This is a genomic window from Curtobacterium sp. MCPF17_018, assembly GCF_003234135.1.
In the GTDB taxonomy this organism is placed as follows: domain Bacteria; phylum Actinomycetota; class Actinomycetes; order Actinomycetales; family Microbacteriaceae; genus Curtobacterium; species Curtobacterium flaccumfaciens.
In genome coordinates this window covers 208,715-225,204 of the sequence record NZ_QKSJ01000003.1, presented here as the reverse complement: position 1 = coordinate 225,204, position 16,490 = coordinate 208,715, and the positions used below count along the sequence as shown (strand labels likewise).

Annotated in this window: 14 protein-coding genes; 6 read left to right on the top strand and 8 right to left on the bottom strand. The window is 70.8% G+C overall.

Annotated elements, in window-relative coordinates; translation table 11 throughout:
- Positions 1-61 precede the first annotated feature (61 nt).
- Positions 62-3,835 (bottom strand): multifunctional oxoglutarate decarboxylase/oxoglutarate dehydrogenase thiamine pyrophosphate-binding subunit/dihydrolipoyllysine-residue succinyltransferase subunit, encoded by a 3,774-nt coding sequence (locus DEJ27_RS05440; protein WP_181419985.1) that lies wholly within the window; start codon positions 3,833-3,835, stop codon positions 62-64.
- Between the two features lie 177 nt (positions 3,836-4,012).
- On the opposite strand from DEJ27_RS05440, the gene DEJ27_RS05435 reads away from it, so the two are divergent.
- Positions 4,013-5,452, top strand: coding sequence for a GuaB1 family IMP dehydrogenase-related protein (locus DEJ27_RS05435; RefSeq protein ID WP_110859154.1), 1,440 nt, complete (start codon positions 4,013-4,015; stop codon positions 5,450-5,452).
- 97 nt (positions 5,453-5,549) lie between these two features.
- Here DEJ27_RS05435 and DEJ27_RS05430 read toward each other — a convergent pair whose 3' ends face one another.
- The 4 genes from DEJ27_RS05430 to DEJ27_RS05415 all read right to left on the bottom strand — a co-directional run bounded on the left by DEJ27_RS05430 (position 5,550) and on the right by DEJ27_RS05415 (position 9,906).
- Complete coding sequence (locus DEJ27_RS05430) at positions 5,550-6,587, bottom strand: hemolysin family protein (protein WP_027465832.1); 1,038 nt, start codon at positions 6,585-6,587, stop codon at positions 5,550-5,552.
- Between the two features lie 55 nt (positions 6,588-6,642).
- Positions 6,643-8,025: a hemolysin family protein gene (locus DEJ27_RS05425; protein WP_111090463.1), complete on the bottom strand. Its 1,383-nt coding sequence runs from the start codon at positions 8,023-8,025 to the stop codon at positions 6,643-6,645.
- A gap of 156 nt (positions 8,026-8,181) precedes the next feature.
- On the bottom strand, positions 8,182-9,264 hold the full coding sequence (locus tag DEJ27_RS05420; RefSeq protein ID WP_110859056.1) for an NADH:flavin oxidoreductase/NADH oxidase: 1,083 nt from the start codon (positions 9,262-9,264) through the stop codon (positions 8,182-8,184).
- 9 nt (positions 9,265-9,273) lie between these two features.
- On the bottom strand, positions 9,274-9,906 hold the full coding sequence (locus DEJ27_RS05415) for an HAD family phosphatase (protein WP_111090462.1): 633 nt from the start codon (positions 9,904-9,906) through the stop codon (positions 9,274-9,276).
- Positions 9,907-9,930: 24 nt separating this feature from the next.
- Here DEJ27_RS05415 and DEJ27_RS05410 point away from each other — a divergent pair, with 24 nt between their 5' ends.
- Positions 9,931-10,791 (top strand): ADP/ATP-dependent (S)-NAD(P)H-hydrate dehydratase, encoded by an 861-nt coding sequence (locus DEJ27_RS05410; RefSeq protein ID WP_111090461.1) that lies wholly within the window; start codon positions 9,931-9,933, stop codon positions 10,789-10,791.
- A 265-nt stretch (positions 10,792-11,056) separates the two neighbouring features.
- Here DEJ27_RS05410 and DEJ27_RS05405 read toward each other — a convergent pair whose 3' ends face one another.
- The gene (locus DEJ27_RS05405) at positions 11,057-11,767 is read right to left on the bottom strand and encodes a YceI family protein (protein WP_111090460.1); all 711 of its coding nucleotides are present in this window, start codon (positions 11,765-11,767) and stop codon (positions 11,057-11,059) included.
- An 83-nt stretch (positions 11,768-11,850) separates the two neighbouring features.
- On the opposite strand from DEJ27_RS05405, the gene DEJ27_RS05400 reads away from it, so the two are divergent.
- Together DEJ27_RS05400 and DEJ27_RS05395 are read left to right on the top strand one after the other, a co-directional pair.
- Positions 11,851-13,164 (top strand): glycosyltransferase 87 family protein, encoded by a 1,314-nt coding sequence (locus DEJ27_RS05400; RefSeq protein WP_110859052.1) that lies wholly within the window; start codon positions 11,851-11,853, stop codon positions 13,162-13,164.
- On the top strand, positions 13,161-13,469 hold the full coding sequence (locus tag DEJ27_RS05395; protein ID WP_071404568.1) for a thiamine-binding protein: 309 nt from the start codon (positions 13,161-13,163) through the stop codon (positions 13,467-13,469). The genes DEJ27_RS05400 and DEJ27_RS05395 overlap by 4 nt, the downstream gene beginning before the upstream one ends.
- Positions 13,470-13,472: 3 nt before the next feature.
- Here DEJ27_RS05395 and DEJ27_RS05390 read toward each other — a convergent pair whose 3' ends face one another.
- The gene (locus tag DEJ27_RS05390) at positions 13,473-13,661 is read right to left on the bottom strand and encodes a hypothetical protein (RefSeq protein WP_110859051.1); all 189 of its coding nucleotides are present in this window, start codon (positions 13,659-13,661) and stop codon (positions 13,473-13,475) included.
- A gap of 125 nt (positions 13,662-13,786) precedes the next feature.
- Here DEJ27_RS05390 and DEJ27_RS05385 point away from each other — a divergent pair, with 125 nt between their 5' ends.
- Both DEJ27_RS05385 and DEJ27_RS05380 read left to right on the top strand, forming a co-directional pair.
- A complete protein-coding gene (locus DEJ27_RS05385) occupies positions 13,787-13,972 on the top strand; it encodes a hypothetical protein (RefSeq protein WP_110859050.1) in 186 nt (61 codons plus the stop codon).
- Between the two features lie 399 nt (positions 13,973-14,371).
- Entirely contained in the window at positions 14,372-15,637 is a 1,266-nt protein-coding gene (locus tag DEJ27_RS05380) for an MFS transporter (protein ID WP_111090459.1), read from the top strand.
- A gap of 169 nt (positions 15,638-15,806) precedes the next feature.
- Here DEJ27_RS05380 and DEJ27_RS05375 read toward each other — a convergent pair whose 3' ends face one another.
- Positions 15,807-16,478, bottom strand: coding sequence for a response regulator transcription factor (locus DEJ27_RS05375; RefSeq protein WP_017888182.1), 672 nt, complete (start codon positions 16,476-16,478; stop codon positions 15,807-15,809).
- Positions 16,479-16,490 lie beyond the last annotated feature (12 nt).

The following is a 16,490-nucleotide window of genomic DNA, read 5'->3' as shown; positions in this document are numbered from 1 at the left end:
GAACGTCGAAGCGCCCCGTGCCGGAGTCCCTCGGACTCCTGCACGGGGCGCTTCCTCGTGGCTAGGCCGATGCGCTCAACGCGGTGTTGATGACCTCGGTGGCCTCTTGCGCGGAGCGCTTCGAGGAACCCGTGGCCGGTGCGGCACTCGCCGAGCGGGCCGCCACAGACAGCTGCCGGCCGCCCAGGTGCGGCGACAGGTTCATGCAGACGAACGGCCAGGCGCCCTGGTTCTCCGGTTCCTCCTGCGCCCACACGACGTCGGCGTCCGGGTAGCCCGCCAGAACCTCGAGGATGCGGTCGAGGGGGAGCGGGGCGAGCTGCTCGAGGCGGACCAGTGCGACGTCGGTGATGCCGCGCTTGTCGACCTCGGCGCGCAGGTCGTGGTGCACCTTGCCGGAGTGCAGCACGACGCGGCGCACGGCACCCTTGTCGGTGATCCGTGCGTCGTCCAGCACGGGCTCGAAGGTACCGGTCGTGAAGTCCTCGACCGCGCTCGTCGCCTGGCGGAGCCGGAGCATCGCCTTCGGCGAGAACACGATGAGCGGCTTCTGCGGACGGGCCCAGGCCTGACGGCGGAGCAGGTGGAAGTACGACGCCGGGGTCGACGGGCGCGCGACGATCATGTTGTCCTCGGCGCACAGCTGCAGGTAGCGCTCGATGCGCGCCGACGAGTGGTCTGGCCCCTGGCCCTCGTACCCGTGCGGCAGCAGCAGGACGAGGCCGGAGCGCTGCCCCCACTTCTGCTCGGCGGACGAGATGAACTCGTCGATGACGATCTGGGCGCCGTTCGCGAAGTCGCCGAACTGCGCCTCCCAGAGCACGAGCGACTCGGGGCGCTCCACCGAGTAGCCGTACTCGAACGCCATCGCCGCGTACTCGCTCAGCAGCGAGTCGTACACGTAGAACCGGGCCTGGTCCTCGGTGAGGTTCGACAGCGGCAGCCATTCCTGGCCGTTCACCCGGTCGTGGAACACCGACTGACGTTGGACGAACGTGCCACGTCGGGCGTCCTGTCCGGCGAGGCGGACGGGCTTGCCCTCGACCAGGATCGACCCGATCGCCATGAGCTCGGCCATCGCCCAGTCGATGCCGCCGTTGCGCGTCATCTCGGTGCGCTTGGTCAACAGCTGCTGCAGCTTCGGGTGGATGGAGAACCCGGCGGGCGGGTTGCTGTGCGCGTCGCCGATCGCTCGGACGAGCTCCTCGGACACGGCGGTCTCGTGCACCTCGACCTCGGAGTCGTCGCGCTGCGCGGCCGGGCGTTCGAGACCCTGCACCGCGCCGTCGTCGTCGACCTCGATGACCGGGATGGTGCCGGTCTGCGCCTCGTGCGTCTCGGCGAAGGCGCGTTCCAGGCGGTCCTGGAAGTCGCGGTGCGCCTCGTCGTACTCCTCTTGCGTGATGTCGCCACGGCCGACGAGGGCCTCGGTGTACAGCGTGCGGACGGAGCGCTTCGCCTCGATGAGGTTGTACATCAGCGGCTGCGTCATCGAGGGGTCGTCGCCCTCGTTGTGCCCACGACGGCGGTAGCAGATCAGGTCGATCACGACGTCGCGGTGGAACTCCTCGCGGTACGCGAAGGCGAGTTCGGCGACCCGGGCGACGGCCTCGGGGTCGTCACCGTTCACGTGGAAGATCGGCGCCTGGATCGTCTTCGCGACGTCGGTGGAGTACACCGAGCTGCGCGCCGACTCGGGCGGGGTGGTGAACCCGACCTGGTTGTTGATGACGAGGTGGACCGTGCCGCCGGTGCGGTAGCCGCGGAGCTGCGACATCTGCAGCGTCTCGACGACCACACCCTGGCCGGCCATCGCCGCGTCGCCGTGCACGAGCACGGGGAGCACACCGAAGCTACCGGGGGCCTCGCGGTCCTGCTTGGCGCGGACGATGCCCTCGAGCACGCCGTCGACGGCTTCGAGGTGCGACGGGTTCGCGGCGATCGTCACCGGGATGCTCGAGCCGTCGGACGTGCGGAACACGCCCTCGGTGCCGACGTGGTACTTCACGTCGCCGGAGCCCTGACCGGACACCGTGCCCGGCAGCGAAGACCCCTCGAACTCACGGAAGATCTGCCCGTAGGTCTTGCCGGCGATGTTCGTCAGCACGTTCAGGCGGCCACGGTGGGCCATGCCGATCGCGACCTCGGCCAGCCCGGCTCCGGCGGCGTGTTGGATCAAGGTGTCGAGGAAGGCGATGGTGGACTCGCCGCCCTCGAGCGAGAAGCGCTTCTGGCCGACGTACTTGGTCTGCAGGAAGGTCTCGAACGCCTCGGCCTCGTTGAGCTTGCCGAGGACGCGGAGCTGTTCTTCCTTCGAGGGCTTCGAGTACGGCACCTCGATGCGCTCCTGCACCCAGCGACGCTGTTCCGGGTCCTGGATGTGCATGTACTCGATGCCGACCGTGCGGCAGTAGGCGTCGCGCAGGATCCCGAGGACGTCGCGCAGCGGTGCCGAGGTGGTGCCGGCGAGCCCGCCGGTGACGAACTCGCGGTCGAGGTCCCAGAAGGTCAGCCCGTGGCTCTCGATCTCGAGGTCCGGGTGCGTGCGCTGGCGGTACTCGAGCGGGTCGATGTCGGCCATCAGGTGCCCACGGACTCGGAAGCTGTTGATGAGCTCCTGCACGCGGGCGGTCTTGTTCACCCGGTGCGCCAGGTCGACGTTGATGTCGTTCGCCCACTGGATCGGCTTGTAGGGGATCCGGAGCGCGGCGAAGATGCCGTCGTAGAAGCCGTGCTCGCCGATCAGGCGCTCGTGCACGTGCTTGAGGTACTCGCCCGAACCGGCGCCCTGGATGACGCGGTGGTCGTAGGTGCTCGTCAGCGTGATGGTCTTGCCGATGCCGAGCTCGACCAGGGTCTTCGACGCCGAGCCCTGGAACTGCGCCGGGTACTCCAGGGCGCCGGCACCGATGATCGAGCCCTGCCCCTTCGTCAGGCGGGGGACCGAGTGCACGGTGCCGATGCCACCCGGGTTGGTGAGCGAGATCGTCGTGCCCTGGAAGTCCGCCGGGGTGAGTTTGTTGTCGCGGGCACGCCTGACGAGGTCTTCGTAGGCGGAGAGGAACTGGCCGAACGTCAGGGTCTCCGCGCGCTTGATGCTCGGCACCAGGAGCGAGCGGGTGCCGTCCTTCTTCGGGACGTCGATCGCGATGCCGAGGTTCACGTGCGCCGGGGCGACGACGAACGGCTTGCCGTCGCGCTCCTCGTAGAAGACGTTCTGGCTCGGGAAGTCCTTGAGCGCCTGCACCATCGCCCACCCGATCAGGTGCGTGAAGGAGATCTTGCCGCCGCGGGCGCGTCGCAGGTGGTTGTTGATGACGATCCGGTTGTCGATCATCAGCTTCGCCGGGATGGTCCGGACGCTCGTCGCGGTCGGGACCGTCAGCGAGGCGTCCATGTTCGACGCCAGCGTCTTCGCCATGCCCCGGAGCGGGGTCGCCACGTCCTCGTGGGTCTCCTCGTGGTCGTCGGCGGCGTCGTTCGCCTCGGCCGGGATCGGCTGCGGTGCCGGCTGGCGCGAGGTGGTCTTCGCCTGGATCGGGCCCGGCTTGGCTTCGCCCGGGGTGTCCCCGGTGGCCGGCTGCTGCGTCGAGGACTGCTGCTGGCTCGGTGCCTGCTGCGCAGCCGCTGCCTGCTGCGCGGGGGACCCCGCCGGAGCCGCGGGAGCCGGAGCGTCACCGACCTGCGTGCGGTGGTAGCTCTCGAGGACCGGCCACCAGGACTTGTCGACCGACTCCTTGTCCGCGACGAACTGCTCGTAGAGCTCGTCGACGAGCCACTCGTTCGCCCCGAATTCGCCCGCGGTCTCGTCCGTTCCGGTCAGATGGCTCGACACAGCCGATCGCCCACTCTCCGTCGATAGATGCTCGTGTGTGTCGTGCGGAGCAACCCTGCGCCGCACAGGTGCCAAGCCTAGCCGCTCCGACATGTCCGTTCCGTGTCAGCCGCGACGCGAGTCGGCAGCCCCCGAGCACCCGGTCGGGGCCCTGACGGGAGCCGTACAGTGGAGCGCATGAGGTTCTACGAGACGCGGCCGACGCACGACCTGACCTACTCCGACGTCTTCCTCGTCCCGAGCCGTTCCGGCGTGACGAGCCGCTTCGACGTCGACCTCGCGGCGAACGACGGCAGCGGTGCCACGATCCCGATCGTCAGCGCCAACATGAACTCTGTCACCGGCCCCCGGCTCGCCGCCACCCTGGCCCGCCGCGGTGGTCTGGGCGTGCTGCCGCAGGACATGCACCTGCAGGACCTCGACGCCGCGATCCGCTGGGTGAAGGACCAGCCGGTCGACTTCGACACCGCCTACGACATGGGCGCGCAGACCACCGTCGCCGAGGCCCTCGAGCAGCTCCTGCCGGTGGCCGGCCGTGGTGTGGTCGTCCGCGACGCCGACGGGGAGTACCTCGGCTGCGTGCCCGCGACCCGCCTCGGCACCGCCGGCCCCGACGCCGTCCTCGGTGACCTGCTGCACGGCGCCTCGACCGCGATCGACGCCGAGGACGCCGGCACGCCCCGGCACGTCTACGACGTGCTCTCGGCCGCCGAGGTCGACTTCGCGCCGGTGGTGCGGCACGGCCGCGTCGTCGGCACCACGAGCCAGACGAGCGCGATCCGCTCCGACATCTACACGCCCGCCGTCGATGGTTCCGGGCGGCTCCGGGTCGCCGCCGCGCTCGGCATCAACGGCGACGTCGCAGCCAAGGCGAAGGCGCTGGCAGCCGCGGGCGTGGACGTCCTGGTCCTCGACACCGCGCACGGCCACCAGGACGGCATGCTCCGCGCGCTCCGCACGGTCGCGTCGCTGCAGCTCGGCATCCCGCTCGTCGCCGGCAACGTCGTCACCGCCGACGCCGTCGCGCACCTGGTCGGAGCCGGAGCGGACATCATCAAGGTCGGCGTCGGCCCGGGCGCCATGTGCACCACCCGCATGATGACGGCCGTCGGTCGTCCGCAGTTCTCCGCCGTGCTCGAGACCGCCGCGGCGGCCCGCTCCCTCGGCGCGCACGTCTGGGCGGACGGCGGGGTGCGCTACCCGCGCGACGTCGCCCTCGCGCTGGCAGCAGGGGCGTCCGCCGTCATGATCGGCTCGTGGTTCGCCGGCACGCTCGAGGCCCCCGGCGTCCTGCGTCGTGACGCCGCGGGCAAGGCGTACAAGGAGAGCTGGGGCATGGCCTCGGCCAAGGCCGTGCGTGAGCGGTTCGAGCGGCTCGACCCGTACGAGCGTGCCCGCAAGGCGCTCTTCGCCGAGGGGATCTCGTCGTCGACGATCTACCTCGACCCGGAGCGCCCGAGCGTCGAGGACCTGCTCGACATGATCACCACCGGCGTCCGCAGCTCCGCGACCTACGCGGGTGCGTCGTCCCTCGCCGAGTTCTCCGAGCGTGCGCTGGTCGGCATCCAGTCCGCCGCCGGGTACGAGGAAGGCAAGCCCCTGCCCGTCAGCTGGTAGCGCGGGCGGGGCGCGCGTCGCCCTGGTCGCGACCACGAACGGACGGGAGGCACGGTGCCAGCTGGCCCCGTGCCTCCCGTCCGTCCTGCCGGTGCGTCTACCGGCGTCGGGTCGCGTCCTCGACCTCGCCCACCAGTTCTTCGAGGATGTCCTCGAGGAACAGCACGCCGATCGTGCGGCCGTCCGCGTCGAAGGCGCGGGCCACGTGGCGCCCCGCGGCCCGCATGGTCGCGAGCGCGTCCTCGAGGTCCATCTCGGTGTACAGCGAGATGAGCTGGCGGATGCGCTTCGGCGGCACCGGATCGTCGAACTCGTCCGGCCGCAGGTCGATGACGTCCTTGACGTGCACGTAGCCCGTGGGGGAGCCGTCCTCGCCGACGAGCACGTAGCGGGAGAACCCGCGCTGGGCCACGGCGTGCTCGACGTCGGCCGGGGTGGCGTCGTCGGGCAGGGTGACGAGCTCGGCCATCGGCACGGCGACGTCACGGACCTTCTTCTCGGTGAACTCGAACGCCAGGGCGAGCTTGCCGTCGTCGGTCAGGGTGCCCTCGCGGCGGGACTGCTCCACGATGGTCTGCACCTCTTCCACCGTGAACGCGCTCACCGCTTCGTCCTTCGGCTCGACGCGGAACAGCCGCAGCACGGCGTTCGCGACCTCGTTCAGGCCGACGATGACCCAGTGCAGGCCGTGACCGATGTACCAGAGCGTCGGGACCAGCAGCAGCGCGGCGCGGTCCGGCATCGAGAACGAGATGTTCTTCGGCACCATCTCGCCGAACACCACGTGCAGGAACGACACCAGCAGCAGCGTGAACACGAAGGCCACGGTGCCGATCACCTCGGCGCTCCAGCCGGTCAGGTGCAGCGGGACCTCGAGCAGGTGGTGGATCGCCGGCTCGGACACGTTCAGGATGAGCAGCGAGCAGACCGTGATGCCGAGCTGGGTCGTCGCGAGCATGCGGGTGGCGTGCTCCATCGCCCACAGGGTCATCTGCGCGGCCTTCGAGCCCTCTTCGGCGCGTGGCTCGATCTGCGAGCGGCGTGCGGAGATGACCGCGAACTCTGCCGCGACGAAGTACGCGTTGCCCATCAAGAGGACGACGAGCCAGAAGATGCCCCACCAATCGGAGCTCATCGCAGTCCCTCCTTGCAGCCAGAAGATCCCGCTGCGCCCATCACCGAATCGGAGCTCATCGGGTGCTGCCCTTCGTCGTGGTGGTCGGGGTGCTCCCGGTGGACGGGATGATGATCGCGGTCGCCGCCGTGTCGGTCGACGGGCGCGTCGGGGTCCAGCGGATGCGGTCGATCCGACGGCCGTCCAGCCGCTCGACGCGGAACACGCCGCCGTCCAGGGGAACCTCGTCGCCGACGACGGGCAGACGGCCCAGCGTCGACATGACGAACCCGCCGACGGTCTCGTACGGGCCCTCCTCGGGCACCTTCACGCCGGCGCGGTCCTCGAGCTCGTCGGGACGCAGCAGACCGGGGAAGGTCAGCCAGTCGCGGGAGCGGACCACGTCGATTCGGGCGCGGTCGTGCTCGTCGGAGACCTCGCCGACGATCTCCTCGATCAGGTCCTCGAGCGTGACGACCCCGGCGGTACCGCCGTACTCGTCGACGACGATGACCATCTGGTAGCCGCGACCGCGGACCTCGGCGAGCAGGGTGTCGCCGGGCATGGTCTCCGGCACGCGTTCGGCGTCGGTCATGAGCGCCCCGACGGGGACCTCCGGACGCTTCTCGCGCGGCACGGCGACGGCCTGCTTGACGTGCACGATGCCGACGACGTCGTCCGCGTCCTCCTCGATGACGGGGAAGCGGCTGAAGCCGGTCTTGCGGGCGAGGGCGATGACGTCCTCGGCGGACTCGGACACGCGGATGGTGGAGAGCCTCGGGCGCGGGGTCATCACGTCGCTGGCGCTCAGCTCGGAGAACGAGATGGTGCGCTGGAGGAGCGTCGCGGTGTCCTGTTCGAGCGAGCCCTCGGACGCCGACCGGCGCAGCAGCGAGGTGAGTTCCTCGGCGCTGCGGGCACCGGAGAGTTCCTCCTGCGGCTCGATGCCCAGCGACCGGAGCACGGCGTTCGCGGTGCCGTTCAGCAGCGCGACGGCGGGCTTGAAGACCGTCGTGAACGCGATCTGCAGCGGGACCACGAGCCTGGCGGTCTGCAGGGGCAGCGCGAGCGCGAAGTTCTTCGGCACGAGCTCGCCGAGGATCATCGACAGCAGGGTCGCGATGACGAGCGCGACGATCGAGCCGACGGTCTCGACGATGCCCTCTGGCAGGTTCATCGCCAGGAACGGTGCCTCGAGCAGCTTCGCGATCGAGGGTTCGAGCAGGTAGCCGGTCAGCAGCGTGGTCAGCGTGATGCCGAGCTGCGCGCTGGACAGGTGCGTCGAGGTGACCTTCAGCGCGCCGATGACCGGTGCGAGGCCGGCTTCACCCCGGTCGCGCCGCGCTTCGACGTCGGCGCGGTCGAGGTTGACCAGTGCGAACTCGGACGCGACGAAGACACCCGTGCCGAGGGTCAGCAGGATGCCGCCGATCAGCATGACGATGTCGATCGGACTCATGATTCACCCCCGTTCGCGCACAGGGATGACGTGCAGCTCACCGAGTGAGCGGCGGATGAGTGAGGCGAAGAACTATTCGGGGGATCGTCCACAGTGCTGCCAATCGTACTGCCTGCGCGGTCGCTGAACCGTGAATCCGTACAGAACCGACCGCGCCTAGGCCGTGATCCGCGCGCGGTGGTACTGCTGCGGCTCGTAGTCCACCGGCACGCGGAGCTCGACGGCGGCACGGAGCGCGAACGACGGGTCGCGGAGCATCTCGCGACCGATCATCACGACGTCGGCGAGGCCGGTCGCGACGATCTGCTCGGCCTGGAACGCCTCGGAGATCATGCCCACGGCGATCGTCGGGATGCCGGCGTCGCGCTTGATCGCCGCCGCGTGCGGCACCTGGTAGCCGGGCCCCACCGGGATCGGGGCGCTCGCGACGTTGCCGCCGGTCGACACGTCGGCCAGGTCGGCACCGTGCTCGGCGGCCCAGCGGGCGACGACGGTGGTCTCGTCGAGGGTGAGTCCGCCCTCGACCCAGTCGGTGGCCGAGAAGCGGACGACGATCGGGAAGCCCTCGCCGACCTCGGCGCGCACGGCGTCGACGACCTCGAGCAGCGCGCGGGCACGGTTCTCGAGCGAGCCGCCGTACTGGTCGGTGCGCTGGTTGCTCAGGGGCGAGAGGAACTGGTGCAGCAGGTACCCGTGCGCGGCGTGGATCTCGACCAGGTCGAACCCGGCCTCCACCGCGCGGCGGGCGGACTGCGCGAAGGCGAGGGCGACGACGCGGATGTCCTCGACCGCGAGCTCGCGCGGCACGTCGTAGCCGTCGAAGGCCACGGCGGACGGTGCGACCGTGGTCCAGCCGCCCTGGTCGGCGGGGACGGTGCCGTGCGTGGTGTCCCAGGGCCGGTAGGTCGACGCCTTGCGGCCCGCGTGTGCGAGCTGGATGCCCGCGGCGGCGCCCTGTTCGTGCAGGAAGTCGACGATCGGCTTGTAGGCGTCACGCTGCTGGTCGTTCCACAGCCCGAGGTCCTGCGGGGTGATCCGTCCCTCCGGCACGACGCCCGTCGCCTCGACCACGACCGCGCCGGCACCGCCCTTGGCGAAGCCGCCCAGGTGCACGAGGTGCCACGGGGTCGGGATGCCGTCCTGCTGGTCCACCGAGTACTGGCACATCGGGGAGACCCAGATGCGGTTGCGGACGGTCAGGTCACGGACGGTGATCGGGTCGAACAGGGCGTGCGTCACGCGGGCTCCTCAGAGGACGGGTGCCGGCGCCTCGGCCAGTCCCTTCAGGAACGACCGCAGCGACGCCGGCGACGTGTAGTGGTGGCCGACCGCCCCGATCGCTTCCGCACCGGTGGCGTTCTCGGCCCTGTTGTCCACGAACACCATCTGACCCGGGTCGATTCCCAAGCGCGCACAGGTGTCGCGGTAGATGGATGCAGCGGGCTTCAGGACGTGCTCCTCGGCGCTCACCACCACGGTCTCGAACAACGAGCCCATCGGGGACCGGCGGTACGGGTCGCCGAAGTCGAAGCCCGCGTTCGAGAGCAGGGCCACACGGGTGCCGGCGTCGTGCAGCTCCTCGACGATCTCGAGGGTCTCCGGCTCGACCTCGAACCACCCGGTGAAGTCGATCGCCCAGAACCGGTGGATCTCGGAGGTGCTCCAGGTCCGTCCGGTCCGTTCCGCGATGGCACGCCAGTACGCCACGACCGACAGGTCGCCGCGGTCCAGGTCGTGCCGGAGCTCCTGGTACACCGGGAACAGCTCGTCGGCCGGCACCCCGGTGGCGGCCACGAGTGCGTCCCGCGAGGCGTGCGGCGTCCGGCTGATCACCTCGCCGTAGTCGAAGACCACCACGCGACCAGGCAGGAACAGGCTCATGTGCTCCACCGTAACGTGGGGCCGGTGAACGACTTCGTGCCCGTCCGACCGTCCGATGCCGCCGCGTGGGTCACCGCGCCGACGGGGGAGTCCACCAAGTACCGCCGCGGGGTGCTCGGCGTCGCCACCGGCTCCGACCAGTACCCGGGCGCCGCGGTGCTGGGCGTCGACGCCGCCGTGCACACCGGCGTCGGCATGGTCCGGTACGTCGGACCCACACGCGCCACCGACCACGTGCTCACCCGCCGCCCCGAGGTCGTGTCCGGCGTCGGCCGGGTGCAGGCCTGGCTCGTCGGCTCCGGTGTCTCGGTATCGTCGCTCGGAGAGTTGGACGCGACGACGGCGTCGGGCTTCTCGCACGCGTCCGACGACGGCGTACCGGTCGTCGTCGACGCCGGGGCGATCCCGCTCGTCGACCTCGGGCCGCTCGCCGTGCTCACTCCGCACGCCGGTGAGCTCGCTTCGTTCCTGGGAGTCGATCGCGCCGAGATCGAGCAGGACCCGGCCGCCGCAGCGCTCCGTGCGGCCGAGCAGACCGGCAGCGTCGTGCTGCTCAAGGGGGAGCGGACCCACGTGGTCACCCCGGACGGGTCGGTGCGGCTCGTGGCGTCCTCGGCGACGCCTTGGCTCGCGGCGGCCGGTGCCGGGGACGTGCTCGGCGGGGTGCTCGGTGCGCTCGTCGCCGCGCGGCAGGGCTCCGTCGAGACGGCCGGTTCGTCGCTCACCCCGTCGGACCTCGCCCACCTGGCCGCGTCGGCCGCGGTGGTGCACGGGATCGCGGCGCGGCGGGCGTCCGGCGGCGGACCGTTCCCGATGACGACGCTCATCGCCGAGCTGCCGGGGGTCGTGCGGGACCTGGTGGTCGACGGGGACGCGCGCGGCTAGCGGTCGGTGCGCGTGCACCTTCCGACGATCGACGAGGGGATCGACGCGTGTTCTGTCGCCGGATGCGCACGCAATAGGTTCGTGCGCATGTCCCGACAGGACACCACGGGTTCGACAGGTGGAAGGTCGCAACATGCGCACGCATCAGCGAGCGGGTGCGGCCCCAGGACGCAAGCGACCGACGGCCTGGAGGCGCGGTGCCAGCTGGCACCGTGCCTCCAGGCCGTCGGCGGTCACCTCACGGGCGTGACGCGCGTCGCGGACGTCAGCTCGCGGGTGTCGCGTGCACCAGGAACTCGACGGATCCGGCGTCGTCGACCTTGACGAACCCCAGGCTCGGGGCCTGCACGCCGTAGTCCGAGAAGGTGATCGGGACCGAACCGGAGATGTCGACGCCGTTGCCGTTCAGGCCGACCTGCAGCTTCGCGGTGACGTCCTTCGTGACGCCGTGCAGGGTGAGCTTCCCCGGAGCCGTCACGGTCGTCGTGTCGGAGCCGCTCGGGACCGCGTCGGCGATCGGTTCGGTGAGTTCGAAGGTGGCCTCGGGGAACGCCGCCGCGTCCATCGCGGAGTCGCGGAAGTAGGCGTCGCGCTGGTCGGAGTCGGTGGTGATGTCGGCGACCTGCACCGTGATCTTCGCGGCGGTGATGCTCGTGCCGTCGACGGTCGCGGTGCCGGCGACGCTGTCGGTGCGGCCGGTGACGGTGACGTCGGAGCCGTTCAGGACCTCGTGGACGCGGTACCCGGCCTCGGAGTCCCCGCCGACCGTCCACTCGCCGGACAGGTGCGTGTCGTCAAGGGTGGAGGCCTCGCGGGTGGCGGCGACGGACGGCGCGGCCGAGGCCTTCGCGTTCTCGGTGCTCGTGTAGACGTTCGTGAAGACGACCGCGCCAACGACGCCGAGGACGACGACGGCGGCGATGACGGAGATCCAGATGACGGCCTTGCGGCGCTTGCGCGGGGTGTCGGAGGTCACGAAAGGAACGGTGACACGTCATGCTCGGGAGAGCCTGAGATCGTGGCATCGATCGCCCCTGGTCCGGCCGCTACGCTCGTCCGGTGCAGAGGACCTCGACCCGGTGGCTCGAACTCGCCGGCTTCGTCCTGGCGTTCGTCGCCGTGCACGGGTTCCTGTGGTGGCTGACCCTCGTGTCGGCGAACCTGCCGCTCGGTGACGTGACCATCACCTACAGTCGCTGGATCGAGACCGGGCGGACCGCGGACTTCTGGGTCGGCATCGACGGCGCGTGGGTGTACCCGATCCTGGCGATCGTGCCGATGGCGGCTGCGGCGCTCGGGGGAGTCGAGTCCATCGGCACCGGCTGGCTGCTGCTGATGGTCTTGCTCGACGCCATGGCGTGCGCGTCCCTGTGGCGGTTCCGGGCGCGGGTGGGGTCGTCCGACCGTTTCGGCGTGCACGGCGTGCGGGTCGTCTGGTGGTGGCTGCTGTTCTTGCTCGCGCTCGGGCCGATCGCGCTCGGTCGGATCGACACCGTCGCGACGGTGTTCGCGCTGGTGGGCGTGGCGTTCGTGGCCTCGAGGCCGGCCGTCGCCTCCGCGCTCTTCACCGCCGGCGCGTGGACGAAGGTGTGGCCCGCGGCGCTCGTCGCGGTGCTGCTGCTCCTGCGTCGCGGACACCGCCGCGGTGTGCTCGCCGGAGCCCTGGTGCTGAGCGCCCTGATCGTGCTCGTCGACGTGCTGTGGGGCGGTGCGCCGTACCTGCTGTCCTTCGTCGGTGAGCAGACCGGCCGTGCGCTGCAGATCGAGTCACCGCTCGCGACGCCCTTCATGTGGGCCGCAGCCTTCGGCGTCCCGGGCGCAGCGGTGTTCTACGACCAGGAGATCTTGACGTTCGAGGTGTCCGGTGCCGGCACGTCCGCCGCCGCCGCGGTGTCGACGCCGCTGATGGCCGTCGTCGTGGTGGCCGGGGTCGTGCTCGCGCTCTGGGCCGCACACCTGGGCGCCCGTCGGGCCGAGCTCGCACCGGTCCTCGCGCTCCTGTTCGTCGCGGCGCTCATCGCGACGAACAAGGTGGGGTCGCCGCAGTACATCGGCTGGTTCGCGGTGCCGATCGTGTGGGGACTCGCGGCGGGTACCCCGAGTGCGCGTCGGTTCGTGCCGATCGCGGTGCTCGCGCTGCCGATGGCCCTGCTCACGCAGCTGGTCTACCCGGGCTACTACGACCAGGTGCTCACCGTGCAGCCGTGGATCCTCGTGGTGCTCACGCTGCGGAACGTGCTCGAGGTGGCGATCCTGGTGTGGAGCGTGGTCGTGCTGGTGCGGATGGGACGGGCTGCGGGGTCCGGACGGGTGTCGGCGCGCTCGTCGCCGTCCGTGCGCGACCAGCCCGAGCCGGGCAGGATGGACGCATGATCGTCGCCTTCTCCGTCGCTCCGTCCGGTGGTCCCGCTGCAACGTCCGACGGGTCCGTGCACGACGCCGTCGCGGCCGCCGTGCGCGTGGTGCGCGAGAGCGGGCTGCCGAACCGCACCTCGTCGATGTTCACCGAGATCGAGGGGGAGTGGGACGAGGTCATGGACGTCGTCAAGCGCGCCACCGAGGCCGTCGGCGAGTACGGCACGCGGGTGTCGCTCGTGCTCAAGGCCGACATCCGCCCCGGGCACACCGGTGAGATCGACGGCAAGCTCGAACGGCTCGAGGCCGCGCTCGGCGAGTAGCGGTCAGCGGCGCCGACGCGGACGCCTACGGCGACGAGGGTCGGTGCCGAAGACCGCGGCGACCGTCAGCAGGACGAGGCCGGCGACCGCGAACACCACGACGACGACGATCCCGACCGGGTCGGTGACGTCCTCGCAGTTCGCAGGCGCGCCGGCGGCGCAGGAGGCCAGGACGGTCGTGACGGTGGGCACGTCGCCATCCTGCGTCCTCGGCGCGGACGACACGCCGGTGCCCTCCCTCGGATGTCGGTGGTCGGGTGTCTCATGGTCTGCATCGAGCCACACCGGGTGGCCTGCGAGACGACGAGGAGCGCGTGATGATGCACGACGGCTGGTGCCCCGACTGCGACCTGCGAACGGTCGTCATCGACACGGATGAACAGGGCGACAACGCCTGGGCGACCTGCGCGGAGTGCGGCACCGGATGGGTCCACCGCGACGAGCTGCCCGAGCCCGCAGTCACCACCGCACGTCAGGCCCACGCGGAGCGTCAGGCGGCCTGACCTGACGCGCTGGCGGGCCGACGGTCGTGCTCGCCCCCGGGGCTTGCCGAGGGGTTTGACCCGAGTCTCGCGCCGACGGGCACTGCACGTGTCGCAGACCGCAAGAACTGTCCGCCTGGCCGAGACTCCCGCCGCCGCCGCCGCCGACCCGCCGCCGCCGACCCGCTGACCGCTCCGGCGTGCGCAGCGCGGCTGCCAGCGCGGCGACCACCGGGCGCAGTCCGGCTTCCGTTGAGGCTTTGGAGCGGTCTACACTGCGAAGACCGGGTGATCGACACCGCCCGGCCAGTCCCGTTCGCCGCTGAACCCGGACCGGCACTCCCCGCCGTGACCGCGCTGCCCGAACGGCAGTCCCGCTGTGACGGCCGCCCAGACCCTCCCGTCACGAGAACAGGCCCCATGTCACAGCTCACGCCTGCGCGTCGCACCCTCGCGCTCATCTCGCTCGCCCTCGGCGGGTTCGCCATCGGGTCGACCGAGTTCGTCGCGATGGGATTGCTGCCGAACATCGCGCAGGCCCTGCTCCCCGAGCAGTACGGCATCGACCCCGACGCCGGGATCGCCCACGCCGGCTGGCTCGTCAGCGCGTACGCCCTCGGGGTCGTCGTCGGTGCGCCGACCATCGCGGCGATGTCCGCCCGGTTCCCGCGCAAGGGCCTGATCCTCGTGCTGCTCGTCGGGTTCGTCGTCGCGACGATCGCGAGTGCGCTGCTGCCCTCGTTCGGTCTGGTGCTCGTCGCCCGCTTCGTCGCGGGCCTGCCGCACGGCGCCTACTTCGGCATCGCGTCGATCGTCGCCGGCGACATGATGGGCCCGGGCAAGCGCGGCAAGGGCATCGCCATGGTGCTGCTCGGCCTGTCGGTCGCGAACGTCGTCGGGGTCCCGGCGATCACCTGGGTCGGACAGGTGGCCGGGTGGCGGGTCGCCTACGGCGTGGTCGCCGCGCTGTTCGCCCTGACGTTCCTGGCCGTCGCGGCCTTCGTGCCGAAGAGCGCCCGCGACGAGCACGCCACGATCGGTCGTGAGCTCCGGGCGTTCCGTGTGCCGCAGGTGTGGATCGTGATGGGTCTCGGCGCCGTCGGGTTCGGCGGGTTCTTCGCGGTGTACTCGTACATCTCGCCGCTCGTGCAGAACACCACCGGGATGCCCGAGTCGTTCGTGCCGATCGTGCTCGTCGTCGTGGGCATCGGCATGGTCGTCGGCGGAGTGCTCGGCGGACACCTGGCCGACCACAGCGTGAAGCGCACCATCTACGTCGGCATGTTCGCGCTGATCGGGGCGCTGCTCCTCACGGTCCTCACGGCGCAGTGGCTCTGGGGCATGCTGCTCGGCGCGTTCCTGCTCGGGGCGACCTCGTCGGCGATCCCGCCGGCGGTGCAGTCGCGCTTGATGGACGTCGCGGGGGATGCCCGCACGATCGCGGCGGCGCTGAACCACTCGGCGTTCAACATCGGCAACTCGATCGGTGCGGCCCTGGGCGGCGCCGTCATCGCCGCCGGCTTCGGGTTCCTCGCACCGGGCTGGCTGGGCATCGGCCTGGCGCTGCTCGGTGTGCTGGTGACGATGGTGAGCTACGCCGTCGAGCGGCGGAGCACCCGTCGCGCGTCGCTGCGCTCCTCGTCGCCGTCGACCGGTCCGATCACCGCACCGGTCCCGACGGCCTGACACGCGGGGTGCGCGCGCGCACCGACGGACGGGAGGCCCGTGGCGACGCCGCCACGGGCCTCCCGTCCGTCCGGTGGGTGCGGGAGACCGCCCATGGTGAGCAGAAATGGTCGGTTCCCGTGACGGGACCCGACCATCTGTGCGCACGAAGCGCAGCGTGCACGCGGCGCTACAGGCCCAGGGGGCTGCCGTCCTGCACGATGATGCCGTCGGTGATCGCACGCTTCCGGAGCGCCACCTTCGTGCCCACGTCGAAGCCGGCGACGCGGTACTTCTCGCGGATGCGCTTGAGGTAGCTCTTCGCGGTCTCCTCGGAGATGCCGAGCTGGTAGGCGACGCTCTTGACGGGCTCGCCACCGCCGTACAGGGCCATCACGCGACGTTCCTGGGCGCTGAGCTTCGGGACACCGCCGACGTCACCGCTGTTGATGGCGAGGTCGAGTTCGGCCGAGACGTACTGCTCGCCGCGCTGGGCGGAGCGGATCGCCTCGACGATCATGTCGGCGTCCTCGCTCTTGACGAGGTACCCGAGGGCGCCGGCACCGAGGGCCTCGCGCACGACGTTCGGCTCCGAGTAGGTGCTCATCACGACGGTCTTGACGCCCGCGGTCTTGAGGGTCGAGATCTTCAGCGACACCGGGATGGAGTCCTTGAGGTCCAGGTCCAGAAGCACGACGTCGACCGGGAACGCCGGGCTCGTCAGGAGCTCGGGCCAGGTCGTGACGGCGGCCACCAGGGTGATGTCGTCGGCGGCGTTCCGGATCCACTCCGTGAGCGCGCCGAGGAGCATCCTGTGGTCGTCGACCAGTGCGAGTCGGATCGGTTCCTCTGGAGTCGCCATGCTGGCGTCCTT